The organism is Ruegeria sp. K11 (genome assembly GCF_056531905.1).
Genome location: NZ_JBQFMP010000008.1, coordinates 14908 through 28289, shown reverse-complemented (window position 1 = coordinate 28289; position 13382 = coordinate 14908). Strand labels below are relative to the sequence as shown.

Here is a 13382-nt window from a genome sequence, read left to right as displayed (position 1 = left end):
AACTCTGAAAGACAGGAAAAGGCACCCAGATGGTTGATCTTCCCACCAAGGCCCGCGTGGTCATCATCGGCGGCGGCGTCATAGGCTGCTCGGTCGCCTATCATCTGACCAAGAAAGGCTGGACAGGCGTTGTACTGCTGGAGCGTAAGCAACTCACCAGCGGCACCACGTGGCATGCGGCCGGGCTGATCGGGCAACTGCGCGCGTCCTCGAACATGACAAAGCTGGCGCGGTATTCAGCGGAACTGTATCTGGGGTTGGAGGAAGAGACCGGCGTGGCCACGGGGCTGCGTCAGGTCGGGTCCGTCTCGGTCGCGCTGACCAATGAGCGCCTGGAGGAGCTGTACCGAAACGCCGCGATGGCGCGTGCCTTTGGCGTGCCGGTCGAGGAATTGTCGCCTGCAGAAGTCAAAGAGCGCTACGCGCATATCAATCTTCAAGGCGTGACCGGCGGCGTTTGGTTGCCAACGGATGGGCAAGCTGATCCCGCCAATATTGCGCTGGCGCTTGCCAAAGGAGCCCGCCAGCGTGGTGCTGTTATCCGCGAACGCGTGAAGGTTTCGGGAATTTCGCGGCACGGTCGGAACGTCAGCGGTGTCGACTGGATCAGCGATGACGGACAGGCGCAGGGTCATATCACCTGCGAGATGGTCGTCAACTGCGCCGGCATGTGGGGTCGCGAAGTTGGCCGCATGGCGGGCGTGAACGTCCCGCTGCATGCCTGCGAGCATTTTTACATCGTCACCGAGGGCATAGAAGGACTGGCACAAATGCCTGTGCTGCGGGTGCCGGATGAATGCGCCTACTACAAAGAAGATGCAGGCAAAATCCTGCTGGGTGCGTTCGAGCCGAACGCGAAACCCTGGGCGATGAACGGTATCCCTGACAGCTTTGAATTTGACCAACTGCCCGAGGATTTCGACCACTTCGAGCCAATCCTTGAGGCGGCGGTGAACCGGATGCCGATGCTTGCCGAGGCGGGGATTCACACTTTCTTCAACGGTCCCGAAAGCTTTACACCCGATGATGCCTATCACCTCGGGCTGGCCCCCGAGATGGACAATTTTTGGGTCGCTGCCGGGTTCAACTCGATCGGCATCCAGTCTGCTGGTGGCGCAGGCATGGCGCTGGCCGAGTGGATGGATAGCGGCGAAAAGCCCTTTGATCTGGGTGATGTGGACATCAGCCGAATGCAGCCGTTTCAGGGCAACAAGCAGTACCTGTTTGAGCGCTCGAAGGAAACGCTGGGTCTACTTTATGCCGACCACTTCCCTTATCGCCAAAAAGCCACCGCGCGCGGGGTGCGCCGGACACCGTTCCACCACCATCTGAAAGAACATGGCGCGGTCTTCGGCGAACTGGCCGGATGGGAACGCGCCAATTGGTTTGCCAACCCGGGGCAGGAGCGCGACTACCAATACAGCTGGAAGCGACAGAACTGGTTTGAAAACTCCGCCGCCGAGCACAAAGCTGTCCGCGAGAATGTGGGTATGTACGACATGTCCTCCTTTGGCAAAATCCGCGTGGAAGGGCCGGATGCCGAAAGGTTCATGAACTACATCGGTGGGGGCGATTACTCGGTTCCCAACGGCAAGATCGTCTATACGCAGTTCCTCAATCAGGCCGGCGGGATTGAGGCAGACGTCACCGTCACACGCCTGTCCGAGACGACCTATCTGGTTGTCACCCCCGCTGCGACGCGGCTGGCGGACCAAACCTGGATGCAGCGTCATGCGGGCGACTTTAACGTTGTCATCACCGATGTCACTGCGGGCGAAGGCGTGCTGGCGATCATGGGGCCCAATGCTCGCGCGTTGCTGCAAAAAGTCTCGCCCAACGACTTCTCAAACGCGACCAACCCGTTCGGCACCGCGCAAGAGATCGAAATTGGCATGGGTCTCGCCCGCGCTCATCGCGTGACCTATGTGGGTGAGCTTGGATGGGAGATTTATGTCTCATCCGACATGGCAGGTCACGTCTTTGAAACGTTGCACGAGGCCGGGCAGGACATGGGGTTGAAGCTTTGCGGCATGCATATGATGGACAGTTGTCGGATCGAAAAGGGATTCCGCCACTTCGGACATGATATCACTTGCGAGGATCATGTGGTCGATGCGGGGCTTGGTTTCGCCGTCAAAACCGACAAAGGCTGCGACTTCATTGGCCGCAATGCGGTAATCGAGCGCAAGGCGTCGGGGCCAAAGAGCCGCCTTGTGCAATTCCGCCTGACCGACCCGGAGCCGTTGTTGTTCCACAATGAACCCATCGTCAGGAATGGAGAGTATGTCGGCTACCTGAGTTCGGGCAATTATGGCCACACGCTGGGCGGCGCGGTTGGTATGGGCTATGTCCCGTGCGAAGGAGAAAAAGCGACAGACATATTGGCATCGGGATATGAGATTGACGTTTGCGGCGTCAAGGTAAGGGCTGAGGCGTCGTTGAAGCCGATGTATGACCCGAAATCGGAGCGTGTCAAAACCTGACTACTATGGATGGGGGCTCTACCCCCGCCGCGGCAAGCCGCGACTCCCCCGGAGTATTTTCGAAAAGATGAAGCCATCTTCTGCCCTTCATCTTTTTCCAAATACTCCGGAGCGCGAGGCAGAGCCTCGCATGACGAGGATGTCGAAAGCGGGCGACTGGAATGAAGTCGCATAACAAATCGTTATGCTTATGTTCACGGTTTTCGGAGTTTCCAAGTTGGCGCAGTTTGCCTAAAGACAAACGGTATCAGCCGGAGACTGTTCATGGCAGCGTCTACCTCACAACTTCAAAACGCGGATACGCCGAAAGGTCTTGCTTTGGCTGTGACCGCATATGTTTTGTGGGGATTTCTTCCGCTTTACATGAAGGCGATGTCGCATATTGGTCCGGTAGAGATTGTGGCCCATCGCATCATCTGGTCAGTGCCCCTGGCGGGAATTCTGCTCATTGCATTGGGACGGACCGGGGACCTCAAAGCTGCCTTGCGCAACCCCAGAATGTTGGGCATGGCGTGTCTGACGGCGGCGCTGATTTCGGTGAATTGGGCGATTTACATCTGGGCGATTGCCAGCGGCAACGCATTGGATGCAGCGCTGGGGTATTACATCAACCCGCTATTCAGCATCGCGCTGGGTGCAATTCTGCTGCGCGAGCCGTTGACCAAAACGCAGTTGGTGGCTGTCGGGATTGCCGCAACCGGAGTTCTGATCCTCGTGATACAGGCGCAAAGCCTGCCGTGGGCTGCGTTTGGTTTGATGGTGAGTTGGGGGTTTTATGCATTCTTTAAACGCTCACTTCCCATTGGCCCCAATCAGGGGTTCCTGCTTGAGGTGCTGATCCTTCTGGTTCCGGCACTGGTCTATGTCACTTGGCTGGGTGCACGAGGCGCCGGGCAGTTCGGGGTGATGGGGACGGATACCATGCTGTTGCTTGGATGCGGTGTGGTGACAGCCGTTCCATTGTTGGTTTATGCCAATGGGGCCAAGCTGGTACGGCTGTCCACGATTGGCATTCTGCAATACATCGCCCCGACCATGATATTCATTACGGCCATCGCGGTATTCGGAGAGCAGATCGACCGTGGAAGGGTGATTGCGTTTCCGCTGATCTGGCTGGCTCTGGTGGTGTATTCGATTCCGGTAATCCGGCAGATGCGACGTCAGCCCTGACGCAGCAGGCGTGCGGCTTCCTGTGCCCAGATGGCATAGGTTCTGGGACTGGGGTGATACCCGTCCGGGGCTGCCAGCGCCGGGTCATCGGGCAGATCCAGCGTCAGGTGACTGACCTGAGGAAAACGTTCAGCGACCTGCTGTAACCCCCTGTCCAGCCGCGCGGCCTGTTGGCCCAGTACCCAGGCCAAAGGTTGCGGCAGCGCCGGAAAACGGTGCATCTGAGGAACAGCCGTCACGACCACGCGGCGCGCGGCCAGCGGACCGGTCAGGAGCGTGATCAGCTGGGTCTGCCGAGTGATAAACCGGGCCTGGGTGATGCCGCGGGTGACGTCATTTACGCCGAGGGCAGTAACCACTGCGTCGAACTGACCCTCCAACCGGTTGAGCCGGTCCAATGTGTCCTTCGTGGTGTGCCCCGTGGTGGCCTCAAGTTGCCATTCGACCGTGTGGTGACGAGAGAGTTCGCGCACCAGATATCCGGACAAGGCCTGCGCTTGTGTGCCGGCGCCGACACCCGCAGCCGAGCTGTCGCCGGTGATCAACAGGCGTAGCCGGGGTCCGCGACCCGCGCGCCCTTGTCTTTCCCCTGAAGGTTCCGGCAAAAGCCGTGCGTTTCGCCGAACTGACAGCCCTTGCACTGCCAGTAATGGCAACAACGGCAGGCGCAAGACCTGATCGGCTGCGACAGGCATGTTCATCCCAGCGCGTCTTTGAATTCAAGAAAGCGCGCATCGGTCATGACACGGGTCATCATCGCTTGTCGCAGGGCACCAATGGTTTTGTAGGGGCGCATGACAACTTCGAACTCTTGTATGAGCCCGTCATCGTTCAGGGTGATCAGGTCGACCCCAACCGCGTCGAGATCGCCGACCTTGCATTGAAATTCGAGCGCCCAATCTTTGCCCTCTCCCATGATCCGGCGATAGCGGAAATCGGCAAACACCTGACTCACATGTCCCAGCACCGCTGCTACCGGTGTGCGGCCGGTCCACGTGCTGTAGTAGGTCGGTGGCGAGAATCGGACGTCTTGCGCCAGCACCTCGTGGATCAGGCTCTCATCGCCTTTGGCGACCACCTCTTGCAGACGCTTGATTGTGGGGTGCATGGCTACTCCTGCGCTTTGGAGATCAGAATTGCTGAACCGATCCGTTCGGGCAAGGCCGACGTTGCGGGAGGTCGCATCCTGCGATAGGCACACCTGCATGAACGAGACCTACGTGCCCCCCCAAACGCCGCTGGATGTGCTGTATGAAGATGCGCAACTGATCGTGGTGAACAAGCCCTCGGGGCTGTTATCCGTGCCGGGGCGAGGGGCGCATCTGGCGGATTGCCTGCTAAGCCGGGTGCAGGCGGTTTTTCCTCAGGCATTGTTGGTGCATCGGCTGGATCGGGACACATCGGGCGTGATGGTGTTCGCCCAGACCCCACATGCGCAGCGGCATCTGGGCCTGCAATTCGAACATCGCCAGACCCGCAAAACCTATGTCGCGCGGGTCTGGGGCCGGATGGCAGAAAAAACCGGAACAGTGGATTTGCCGCTGATCGTGGACTGGCCCAACCGTCCACGTCAGATGGTGTGCCATGAGACGGGTAAACCGGCGGTTACGGACTGGCGGGTTCTAAAGTATGAAGGCGACGCGACCCGGATACGGCTATTTCCGAAGACCGGACGCTCGCACCAGCTGCGCGTTCATATGCAGGCCCTCGGCCACCCGATCCTTGGGGACCCGTTCTATGCCGAGGGTGCAGCGCGGGATTTCCCGCGATTGATGCTGCATTCCGAAGAGTTGCGCCTGAAAAACCCGGAAGGTGGCGTTGCGATGAAATTCCGCGCCAAGGCGGATTTCTAGGCCGACCCGGACCACAGCATTTTCAGATTACCCAGCGAAAGTCGCCGGTTGCGGCGTCGGTGAACGCAAGGTTGGCGGGCGGTCATAATCTCGCGTTCGATCTCGAACCCGCGCAGGGCGTGGTCCTGTGTCCAGCGGTCCAGCTTCAGGGTCATAAGGACGTGATGGTCTCGGCTTGGCATGAGAAACCTCCTTTGCTTTGAGCCCAGCTTTGACGATCACTCCTGCCACCACCTTGTCAGGGGGCTGTGCTAGAGTGTCAGCAGTTTAGCCGGAGACCCTCATGCGCCGTTCGACCCGCCTGTTTGAGATCATTCAGATATTGCGTGCCGCAAATGCACCCGTGACAGCCGAGGCATTGGCAGAAAAGCTCGAAGTGTCGGTGCGGACCGTCTATCGCGACATTGCGGCGCTTCAGGCGCAGCGCACGCCGATCGAGGGCGAGGCCGGGGTCGGTTATCTGATGCGGCGCGGATATGACTTGCCGCCGCTGAACTTCGATGCGGAAGAGGTTGAGGCCCTGTGGGTTGGTCTGTCGATGCTGGCGCGCACCGGCGACAGCACGCTGCAACAGGCGGCGGATCGGGTGTGTCGCAAGATAGACGCGTTGCGCGCGCCTGCCGACTGGTTGCAGGTCGCCCCGTGGGGAGCGCCTGCGGATGATCCTGCAAAGGGCTGCGTGCCGGTCGTGAATTATCGTGAGGCAATCCGGGCCGAACGCAAGATTTGCATCACTTATGTGAATTCAGAAGGCGAACGGAGCGAACGGGTCGTCCGCCCGGTTGCCCTGATTTATCACATCGAATGCACGATGCTGGCGGCTTGGTGTGAATTGCGCAATGGATTCAGGCACTTTCGCACAGATCGCATCTGGGCATGCGAGATAACAGAAGACCATTTTTGCGGCCAGGGCGAGCCTCTGCGCGCCATATGGCAGGAGCAAAACCACTGGCAAGAGCCTGCACCGGCCGGTTGAACGGCAAGTAACTGAGCAACTCACCCGATTGTTGCTTGAGCCTGCGGTCGTCCGGGGCGATATAATAGGGTAACGAATGTGGCATCGGTAAACTGGTGTCAGAGCAGAAGGTTGAATTCATGACGATTTCCAAGTTTGTCGCCGCCGCCGGGTTAAGCTCGGTTTTGGTTCTGGGCGCATGTACTGACCCGGGCACACTGAACCTGCCGGCCGATCCCAACCAGAACGCCAAACAAGGTGCGATTCTGGGCGGTTTGATCGGGGCCGGTGTTGGTGCGATTGCCAACGATTCCGATCCGTTGCTGGGTGCGTTGGCGGGCGGCGCAATCGGCGCAGCGGGTGGCGGTATCATCGGCAACCAGCTGGACAAACAGGCCGCCGAGCTGCGTCAGCAACTGGCCAATGACGGGATTACCATCGTCAACGCCGGTGATCGTCTGATCGTCACGGTGCCCAACGACATCACATTCGCCACCGACAGCGCGACGGTAAACCCGGCGCTGCGGTCCGATCTGGTGAAAGTGGGGCAGAACCTGACGAGATACCCCAATTCAAACGTGCAGATCATCGGCCACACCGACAGCGATGGTGAGGCATCCTATAATCAGGGCCTGTCCGAACGGCGGGCACGCTCGGTCGCGGATATCCTGCAGGCCAACGGCGTGAACGGATCTCGGATCACAACGATTGGTCTGGGCGAGAACCGGCCAATCGCGTCCAATCTGACCCCAGCGGGCAAGGCCCAGAACCGTCGGGTTGAGATTGTGATTGTGCCGAGCGGTTAACGCGGACCCGCTCGGCATACCGTTTTGCACATTGACTGCGCGTCAACCGGGCTTTGGCGCGCAGAATTCTCGGGCTACTTAATGGACAACGCCACAAACGGAGTGTGTCCATGTCCGATCCAATTCTTCTGAGCCTTTCGGGTTCATTGCGCGAAAGTGCGACCAACCGAAGATTGCTGCGCGAAGCGGCGCGGTTATTCGATCCCGGTACCTATATCGAAGCGGACCTGAATCTGCCCCTGTACGACGGCGATCTGGAACAGGGCGAGGGTATTCCGGAAACCGTGCAAACCCTGTCTGAACAGATTGCGCAGGCCCATGCTGTCATCATCTCGACGCCAGAATACAACAAGGGGCCATCCGGCGTGCTGAAAAACGCGCTGGATTGGGTCAGCCGGACAAAGACCAAACCCTGGGCGGACAAACCCGTTGCCGTGATGTCCGCCGCCGCCGGTCGTGCAGGTGGAGAGCGCGCGCAAATGGTGCTGCGCAGCTATATGGTGCCGTTTCAACCCCGCATCCTTCAGGGGCCTGAAATACATCTGGCCAACAGCTCGAATGAATTTGACGAACAAGGCAGGTTGCTGAGCGAACGCTATGAAACTGCCCTGAGCACCCTGATGCAAAGACTACGGACCGAGGCCGGGTTCTGAGGTTTCGCTGGCTTGTCCGAACCATGCGGGCTGACTAGGGTGCCCCAATGACCGAGGACAGACAGACCGATGTGATCGACCCGGCGCGAGCCTGTGCCCTTCAAACAGCACTGGGGCTGGAGGTTTCAGTCAAGTCCGGGTCGCCGCTGCCACCGTTCTTTCACCAGCTGTATTTCTGGTCACCTCATCCGCCGGAAGGGTTGGGCCGGGATGGGCATCCGAAACTGGGCGGACTGATCCCCCACATGGGTTTGCCGCGCCGAATGTGGGCGGGCGGACGTCTGTCGTTTCATGCACCGCTGATCGCGGGCGCCCCGGCCGAACGCCGTTCGATCTGCGAAAGGTCTGAGTCGAAATCCGGGCGCAGCGGACCGTTGGGGTTTGTCACTTTGCGTCACGAGGTCAGGCAGGACGGGGCGTTATGTCTGACCGAATGGCAGGACCTGGTCTATCGCGAGGACCCGTCGGCAACAGAAGTCAGGCCAGACCCTCCGTTGGCCCGGGTGGATGAGACCGACTTGCAGGCGGTCTCGTTCGATTCCACCTTGTTGTTTCGCTATTCGGCACTGACGTTCAACGGTCATCGCATTCACTACGATTTGGACTATGCCCGTGACGTCGAAGGCTATGCCGGGCTGGTCGTGCATGGCCCGCTGCTGGCGCAGCTTTTGATGCTGTTTGCCGAGCGGCTGGTGGGGCCACTGGCGCAATTTTCGTTTCGGGCGTCATCCCCGTTGATGCGCTTTGAAACCGCCGAACTGTGCCGCAACGATACCGTGCTCTGGGTGCGGGGTCCGGACGGGCGGCAGTGTATGTCCGCCGAGGCCAAATCCCGGTCAGAGTGAGGCTTCGGGTCGGAAATCTGCGGGGATTGAGTCCTGCGCTTCCAGCACCAGATCGACCATGACCTTGGCCACTTTCGGGGCCATGCCAAAGCCGATCTTGAACCCGCCATTGGCGATGAACTGGCCTTTGTACAAAGGATGGGCGCCCAGCATCGGAGCACGGCTTTTGCTGCGCGGACGCACCCCAGCCCAACGTTCGATCACCTCGGCCCCATGCAATAACGGTACAGCCCGCATGGCCCGGTCCAAAACGTCGTCCAAAGCGGCGTCCGTGCGGCTCGGGTCATCGTAATCCCGCTCCGAGGTCGACCCGATGGCCAGTGTCCCGTCGGCGTGAGGTACGAAATGGATCGCATCTGCAAACAGCTGCGGCGCTTCTCCGGCGTCAAACCGCAACAGCGCGGCCTGACCTTTGACGCCATTGCCAACCGTTTTGCCGAAGGCATCGCTCAGCTCCTGCAATCCTGCCAACCCGGTGGCGTGGATGACTTCCCCTTTGTCTGCTGCGTCCGCCACAACATTGACACCCATCACCGCCAAGGCCGCGACAAGTGCGGCGCAGGCACGGCGTGGATGCATCCGGGCGCTCAGCGTATCGTGAATTACAAATCCGGTCGGGCTGTGCGGGCACCATGTCCCGATATCCGCGGCATCGACCACGCGCCAATCTGCCTGTCCCTGCCAGAGAGTCGCCGCCGTCTCGGCCCTTGCATGGGCCAGTTCGAGCGTGCGCGTATCCGCGATCGGCTGCAGGCGACCCAGACGCGCATAGCCGGGCGACACGCCACCAGTGACCTCGACCTGCTGCCAGAACGGCTTGGCCATGATCAGGCTGTCGAATTGAAACGCCTTCTTGGCGTTCCAATTCTCGGGCACATGCGGCGCAAGTGCGCCAACCAGCCCGCCGCTGGACCCTGCGCCGGGACCGTACGGATCGACCACCTGCACTTTCGCGCCGCGTCGTGCACAGGTCCAGGCGATGGACAGGCCAAAGATGCCCGCGCCGCGCACTGTCACATCGACCATTGCCAATCCCCTTTTCCTTGTTCAGTGTCGCGCCGCTTAGCTACAGGATTTCCCGATGGCAGACCAGCATGCCACGCTGACATGGAGAGAGGGCCAGATTCCCGTCTCAGACCGGTTTGACGACCCTTATTTCTCGCTCCAGAACGGGTTGGAGGAGACTCGGCACGTGTTTCTGGCAGGCAACGATCTGCCCGCGCGATTCACGCCCGGGTTCCACATTGCCGAGCTGGGCTTCGGCACGGGTCTGAACATGCTGACCGTCTGGTCCGAGTGGGAAAGATCCGGGCAAACGACTCCTTTGACCTTTACCAGCTTCGAGGCGTTTCCGATGGCGCGTCCTGACATGGCACGCGCATTGGCGGCATTTCCCGACCTGAAGCCCTGGGTCGACCGCTTTCTGTCGCGATGGCATGGCGGGTCTTGCGATCTGGGCACGCTGCGGCTGGAGGTGATCGAAGGAGATGCGCGCGATACCCTGCCCATGTGGTCCGGCATCGCGGATGCATGGTTTCTCGACGGGTTTTCTCCGGCCAAGAACCCCGAGCTATGGGGGGCGGACCTGATGCAGCATGTGGGCGCGCACACGGTGTCCGGGGGCACGGCTGCGACCTACACTGCCGCCGGGTTTGTCCGACGTGGGCTTGAGGCGGCGGGTTTTACGGTCACCCGTGCGCCGGGTTACGGTCACAAGCGCCACATGACCCGGGCGCTGAGGACATGACACAGCAAAATAACATCCGCGCCGGGATCGCGCTGATGATTGCGGCGACCGTCGTCTTTGCGCTGCAGGACGGTATTTCGCGCCATCTGGCAGGTACGTACAACACCTACATGGTGGTGATGATCCGCTATTGGTTCTTTGCGGCCTTTGTGATCGTCCTTGCCCTGCGCGCACCAGGTGGCATCCCGGGCACGGCGCGCACCAGGCAACTCGGGCTTCAGATCCTGCGCGGTGTGCTGCTGGCCGGCGAGGTGTGCGTGGCCGTTTACGCCTTTACCATCCTTGGCCTGATCGAAAGTCAGGCAATCTTCATCTGTTACCCTTTGTTGATCGCCGCGCTGAGTGGCCCAGTTTTGGGCGAACAGGTTGGCTGGCGGCGCTGGGCTGCCATTGGCGTGGGATGTATCGGAGTTCTGGTCATTCTGCAGCCGGGTATGGGAGTGTTCAATCCATGGGCCGTCATTCCGCTGATCTCGGCCCTGATGTTTGCCATCTATGGCCTGTTGACCCGCTATGCCGCCCGCAGCGACAGCACGGCGACCAGCTTTTTCTGGACCGGAATCGCCGGGGCCGTGGCCACGACCGGTGTCGGTCTGTGGTTCTGGGAACCGATGGCCGGTGGTGACTGGCTATGGATGGGCCTGTTGTGCCTCAGTGGCGTTCTGGGGCACTGGCTGTTGATTAAGTGCTATGAAATGGCCGAGGCCAGCGCCGTGCAGCCCTTCGCCTATTTCCACTTGATGTGGAGCGCCATCCTTGGAATTTCGATCTTTGGCGAATCCCTGCGCCCCGCTGTAGTGCTGGGTGCAGGTCTGGTCATCGCAGCCGGACTATTCACCCTATGGCGCGAACGCCGCAAGGGTTGAGCCTGTCAGCTCCTGCGAGAACGGAACCGGCAATGCGGGTTGCCCCAAACGCGCGCGGTAAACCGGCAGGCTTTCCGCCACACGCATCACATAGTTTCGAGTTTCGCTGAAGGGGATCATCTCGATCCAATCGACAATATCGATCGCACCCGCCCGAGGGTCGCCATAGCGGTCCATCCACGAGATCGGCCTGCGCGGCCCCGCATTATACCCGGCCGCCATCATGACCACATTGCCGTTGAAATCTTCGGCCAGGCTGGACAGGTAATTCGCGCCCAGCCTCGCGTTGTATTGCCAGTCCGAGGTCAGCTTGCCGGTATTGTGGCCGCTGAGAATGCCCATGTTCTTGGCAACCAGCTGCGCGGTGGCGGGCATCACCTGCATCAGCCCGCGCGCGCCCGCGCCGCTGATCACAACCGGATCGAACTCGCTTTCGCGCCGGGCGATGGCCAGGGTCATTTCCTTGGCCATGGGCAGGCCCAGATCAGCCACCGGATGCACCGGATAATAGGCGGTCGGCAACACAACCCCGGTTCTTGCAGCGCGCTTGGCAATCATCACGGCCAGATGCGGCTCCTTCAGCTCGATCACCAGATCGCCCAGCTGGTTGGCCTCGGTCGTGTCCAGACCTTCGACCAGATGTGTCAAAAAGCGTTCGGACAAGTTGTCCTCGCCCGCACGCAACAACAGCAGCCCTGCCTCAAGCACGCTGGAATCGGCAAACCCGGCCTGTTTCCAATGCGGTGCCCGGCGCGGATTGGCCAGTTCGTTGTCAAAGGGCCGTCCGATCTGTTCGGCAGCCAGAAGGCCATAGAACGAGGTCTGATAATCTGCACCCATCGCATAGGCTTCATATGCCTTGTCAGAATTGCCTTGCGCCGCATAGGCCCGGCCCAGCCAATACCCGCCGCGCCCTTTGGAAATCGGCGATTGCACCGCGTCCGAGAAGTTCTGGAAATGCCGCACAGCCGTGGCCGGGTCGTTCAGCTTGCGCAACGCCAGAAACCCGGCCAGCCACTCAAGATCGGCATAGCCATACCCCATCTCAGGGGTCATGTGATGGTTTGCGGCAATCGCGTAAGCCCGCGTCGCGCTGCCATTGCGCATCTCAAGCCTTGCCAGCCTGCGGCGCCCTTCCGCCCATTTGTCAGGTTCGCCCAATGCGTCCGGTCCAGTCGAGCGCGCCAGCATCAGGTCAATCGCGCTGTCGTCCAGCTCTTTGCGATCCCGCCAGACAAACCGGTCAAACGCCAGTCCGGGTGCGTCCGCCAGTGTGGCCGGAACCGCCGCCACCTTGCCGTCCACACCGGGTTGTCTCTTTTGCAGCGCAATACGTGCCTCGGCCAGTTTGCGTTGATCGGTGCTGACCAATGGCAGCGTCTGACCGGCACTGACCAGATGTCCGTCCCACAACATCCGGTCCAGCCGGGCCGTGTGATGCGGTTTCAGCAGGGTGCTGAAATTCTCAAGATAGGTCTTTTGCAACCCCGACCCCATCGGCATCGTGCGCCAGGCAGCCACCAGATCGGCCTCGGCCTCTCCGTGCCGCCCCTTGGCCATCAGTGCCACAGCGTAATTCAGCGCCCCTTCGGCGGTTTGCGGCGGGGTGTCGGCATAAAACCTGATCACCCGGTCCAGGTCTGCACCTGAAAAGGCAGGCTCGCTCCGACGCCGCAACCAGGCCAGCCCGGGCCAGTCTGGACGGCGGTCCAGAAACACCAAAACGTCGCCCGAGCTTCCGAATCCTTCCCGTAACCAATGCCAGACGATGATGTCGCGCGAAACGGATCCCCGCGCGCCCGATATGCGCAGTGCGGCGTTCCAGTCGCCTTTGCGCATCTCATGCAGCCCTGCGCGCAAATCGCCCACCTCGTCAGCTTGCCCCTGTCCGGCCAAGCCCAGAATCACAGTCACCAAAAGCGCCAGAACGCGTGTCATGCCTTGCATTTCCCAACCAACCAAGGATAGAGCCATTCAGGATAAACCTTGCGCCGTCGGGATCAA

General features: G+C 60.4%; 14 protein-coding genes. 9 read left to right on the top strand and 5 right to left on the bottom strand.

The window, feature by feature from the left end:
- Positions 1-29 precede the first annotated feature (29 nt).
- Complete coding sequence (locus tag ACR0K4_RS13690) at positions 30-2483, top strand: GcvT family protein (protein WP_480854412.1); 2454 nt, start codon at positions 30-32, stop codon at positions 2481-2483.
- 264 nt (positions 2484-2747) lie between these two features.
- Entirely contained in the window at positions 2748-3653 is a 906-nt protein-coding gene (gene rarD / locus ACR0K4_RS13685; RefSeq protein ID WP_480854411.1) for an EamA family transporter RarD, read from the top strand.
- Here the strand turns inward: rarD and ACR0K4_RS13680 are convergent.
- A complete protein-coding gene (locus ACR0K4_RS13680) occupies positions 3644-4354 on the bottom strand; it encodes an SGNH/GDSL hydrolase family protein (protein ID WP_480854410.1) in 711 nt (236 codons plus the stop codon). The genes rarD and ACR0K4_RS13680 overlap by 10 nt on opposite strands.
- Complete coding sequence (locus tag ACR0K4_RS13675) at positions 4351-4761, bottom strand: nuclear transport factor 2 family protein (RefSeq protein WP_480519602.1); 411 nt, start codon at positions 4759-4761, stop codon at positions 4351-4353. Before ACR0K4_RS13675 ends, ACR0K4_RS13680 begins: the two co-directional genes overlap by 4 nt.
- A gap of 97 nt (positions 4762-4858) precedes the next feature.
- Between ACR0K4_RS13675 and ACR0K4_RS13670 the strand changes: the two genes are divergently transcribed.
- Positions 4859-5506 (top strand): RluA family pseudouridine synthase, encoded by a 648-nt coding sequence (locus ACR0K4_RS13670; RefSeq protein ID WP_480519604.1) that lies wholly within the window; start codon positions 4859-4861, stop codon positions 5504-5506.
- Here the strand turns inward: ACR0K4_RS13670 and ACR0K4_RS13665 are convergent.
- Positions 5503-5688, bottom strand: coding sequence for a hypothetical protein (locus ACR0K4_RS13665; RefSeq protein ID WP_480519605.1), 186 nt, complete (start codon positions 5686-5688; stop codon positions 5503-5505). The two genes, ACR0K4_RS13670 and ACR0K4_RS13665, sit on opposite strands and share 4 nt — an antisense overlap.
- A gap of 101 nt (positions 5689-5789) precedes the next feature.
- On the opposite strand from ACR0K4_RS13665, the gene ACR0K4_RS13660 reads away from it, so the two are divergent.
- From ACR0K4_RS13660 to ACR0K4_RS13645, 4 genes are all read left to right on the top strand, one after another.
- Entirely contained in the window at positions 5790-6482 is a 693-nt protein-coding gene (locus tag ACR0K4_RS13660; RefSeq protein WP_480854409.1) for a helix-turn-helix transcriptional regulator, read from the top strand.
- A gap of 119 nt (positions 6483-6601) precedes the next feature.
- Complete coding sequence (locus ACR0K4_RS13655; RefSeq protein ID WP_480519609.1) at positions 6602-7267, top strand: YiaD family glycine zipper/OmpA-like lipoprotein; 666 nt, start codon at positions 6602-6604, stop codon at positions 7265-7267.
- A gap of 110 nt (positions 7268-7377) precedes the next feature.
- Positions 7378-7920 carry an NADPH-dependent FMN reductase gene (locus tag ACR0K4_RS13650; RefSeq protein ID WP_480854408.1) on the top strand — a complete coding sequence of 181 codons (543 nt, stop codon included), beginning with the start codon at positions 7378-7380 and terminating at the stop codon, positions 7918-7920.
- A 47-nt stretch (positions 7921-7967) separates the two neighbouring features.
- The gene (locus tag ACR0K4_RS13645; protein WP_480854407.1) at positions 7968-8765 is read left to right on the top strand and encodes an HTD2 family dehydratase; all 798 of its coding nucleotides are present in this window, start codon (positions 7968-7970) and stop codon (positions 8763-8765) included.
- Here ACR0K4_RS13645 and ACR0K4_RS13640 read toward each other — a convergent pair.
- Positions 8757-9791 (bottom strand): NAD(P)/FAD-dependent oxidoreductase, encoded by a 1035-nt coding sequence (locus ACR0K4_RS13640; protein WP_480519615.1) that lies wholly within the window; start codon positions 9789-9791, stop codon positions 8757-8759. The two genes, ACR0K4_RS13645 and ACR0K4_RS13640, sit on opposite strands and share 9 nt — an antisense overlap.
- 55 nt (positions 9792-9846) lie before the next feature.
- Here ACR0K4_RS13640 and mnmC2 point away from each other — a divergent pair, with 55 nt between their 5' ends.
- Both mnmC2 and ACR0K4_RS13630 read left to right on the top strand, forming a co-directional pair.
- A complete protein-coding gene (gene mnmC2 / locus ACR0K4_RS13635; RefSeq protein WP_480854406.1) occupies positions 9847-10512 on the top strand; it encodes a tRNA (5-methylaminomethyl-2-thiouridine)(34)-methyltransferase MnmC2 in 666 nt (221 codons plus the stop codon).
- Positions 10509-11378: a DMT family transporter gene (locus ACR0K4_RS13630; RefSeq protein WP_480519619.1), complete on the top strand. Its 870-nt coding sequence runs from the start codon at positions 10509-10511 to the stop codon at positions 11376-11378. The genes mnmC2 and ACR0K4_RS13630 overlap by 4 nt, the downstream gene beginning before the upstream one ends.
- Here the strand turns inward: ACR0K4_RS13630 and ACR0K4_RS13625 are convergent.
- Positions 11352-13316, bottom strand: a complete 1965-nt coding sequence (locus tag ACR0K4_RS13625; protein ID WP_480854405.1) for a lytic transglycosylase domain-containing protein — start codon at positions 13314-13316, stop codon at positions 11352-11354. The genes ACR0K4_RS13630 and ACR0K4_RS13625 overlap by 27 nt on opposite strands.
- Positions 13317-13382: the final 66 nt, after the last annotated feature.

Coding starts and splice junctions, on each gene's coding strand:
- ACR0K4_RS13690 (WP_480854412.1), top strand. CDS start 30: ATGGTTGATCTTCCCACCAAGGCCCGCGTGGTCATCATCGGCGGCGGC.
- rarD (WP_480854411.1), top strand. CDS start 2,748: ATGGCAGCGTCTACCTCACAACTTCAAAACGCGGATACGCCGAAAGGT.
- ACR0K4_RS13680 (WP_480854410.1), bottom strand. CDS start 4,354: ATGAACATGCCTGTCGCAGCCGATCAGGTCTTGCGCCTGCCGTTGTTG.
- ACR0K4_RS13675 (WP_480519602.1), bottom strand. CDS start 4,761: ATGCACCCCACAATCAAGCGTCTGCAAGAGGTGGTCGCCAAAGGCGAT.
- ACR0K4_RS13670 (WP_480519604.1), top strand. CDS start 4,859: ATGAACGAGACCTACGTGCCCCCCCAAACGCCGCTGGATGTGCTGTAT.
- ACR0K4_RS13665 (WP_480519605.1), bottom strand. CDS start 5,688: ATGCCAAGCCGAGACCATCACGTCCTTATGACCCTGAAGCTGGACCGC.
- ACR0K4_RS13660 (WP_480854409.1), top strand. CDS start 5,790: ATGCGCCGTTCGACCCGCCTGTTTGAGATCATTCAGATATTGCGTGCC.
- ACR0K4_RS13655 (WP_480519609.1), top strand. CDS start 6,602: ATGACGATTTCCAAGTTTGTCGCCGCCGCCGGGTTAAGCTCGGTTTTG.
- ACR0K4_RS13650 (WP_480854408.1), top strand. CDS start 7,378: ATGTCCGATCCAATTCTTCTGAGCCTTTCGGGTTCATTGCGCGAAAGT.
- ACR0K4_RS13645 (WP_480854407.1), top strand. CDS start 7,968: ATGACCGAGGACAGACAGACCGATGTGATCGACCCGGCGCGAGCCTGT.
- ACR0K4_RS13640 (WP_480519615.1), bottom strand. CDS start 9,791: ATGGTCGATGTGACAGTGCGCGGCGCGGGCATCTTTGGCCTGTCCATC.
- mnmC2 (WP_480854406.1), top strand. CDS start 9,847: ATGGCAGACCAGCATGCCACGCTGACATGGAGAGAGGGCCAGATTCCC.
- ACR0K4_RS13630 (WP_480519619.1), top strand. CDS start 10,509: ATGACACAGCAAAATAACATCCGCGCCGGGATCGCGCTGATGATTGCG.
- ACR0K4_RS13625 (WP_480854405.1), bottom strand. CDS start 13,316: ATGACACGCGTTCTGGCGCTTTTGGTGACTGTGATTCTGGGCTTGGCC.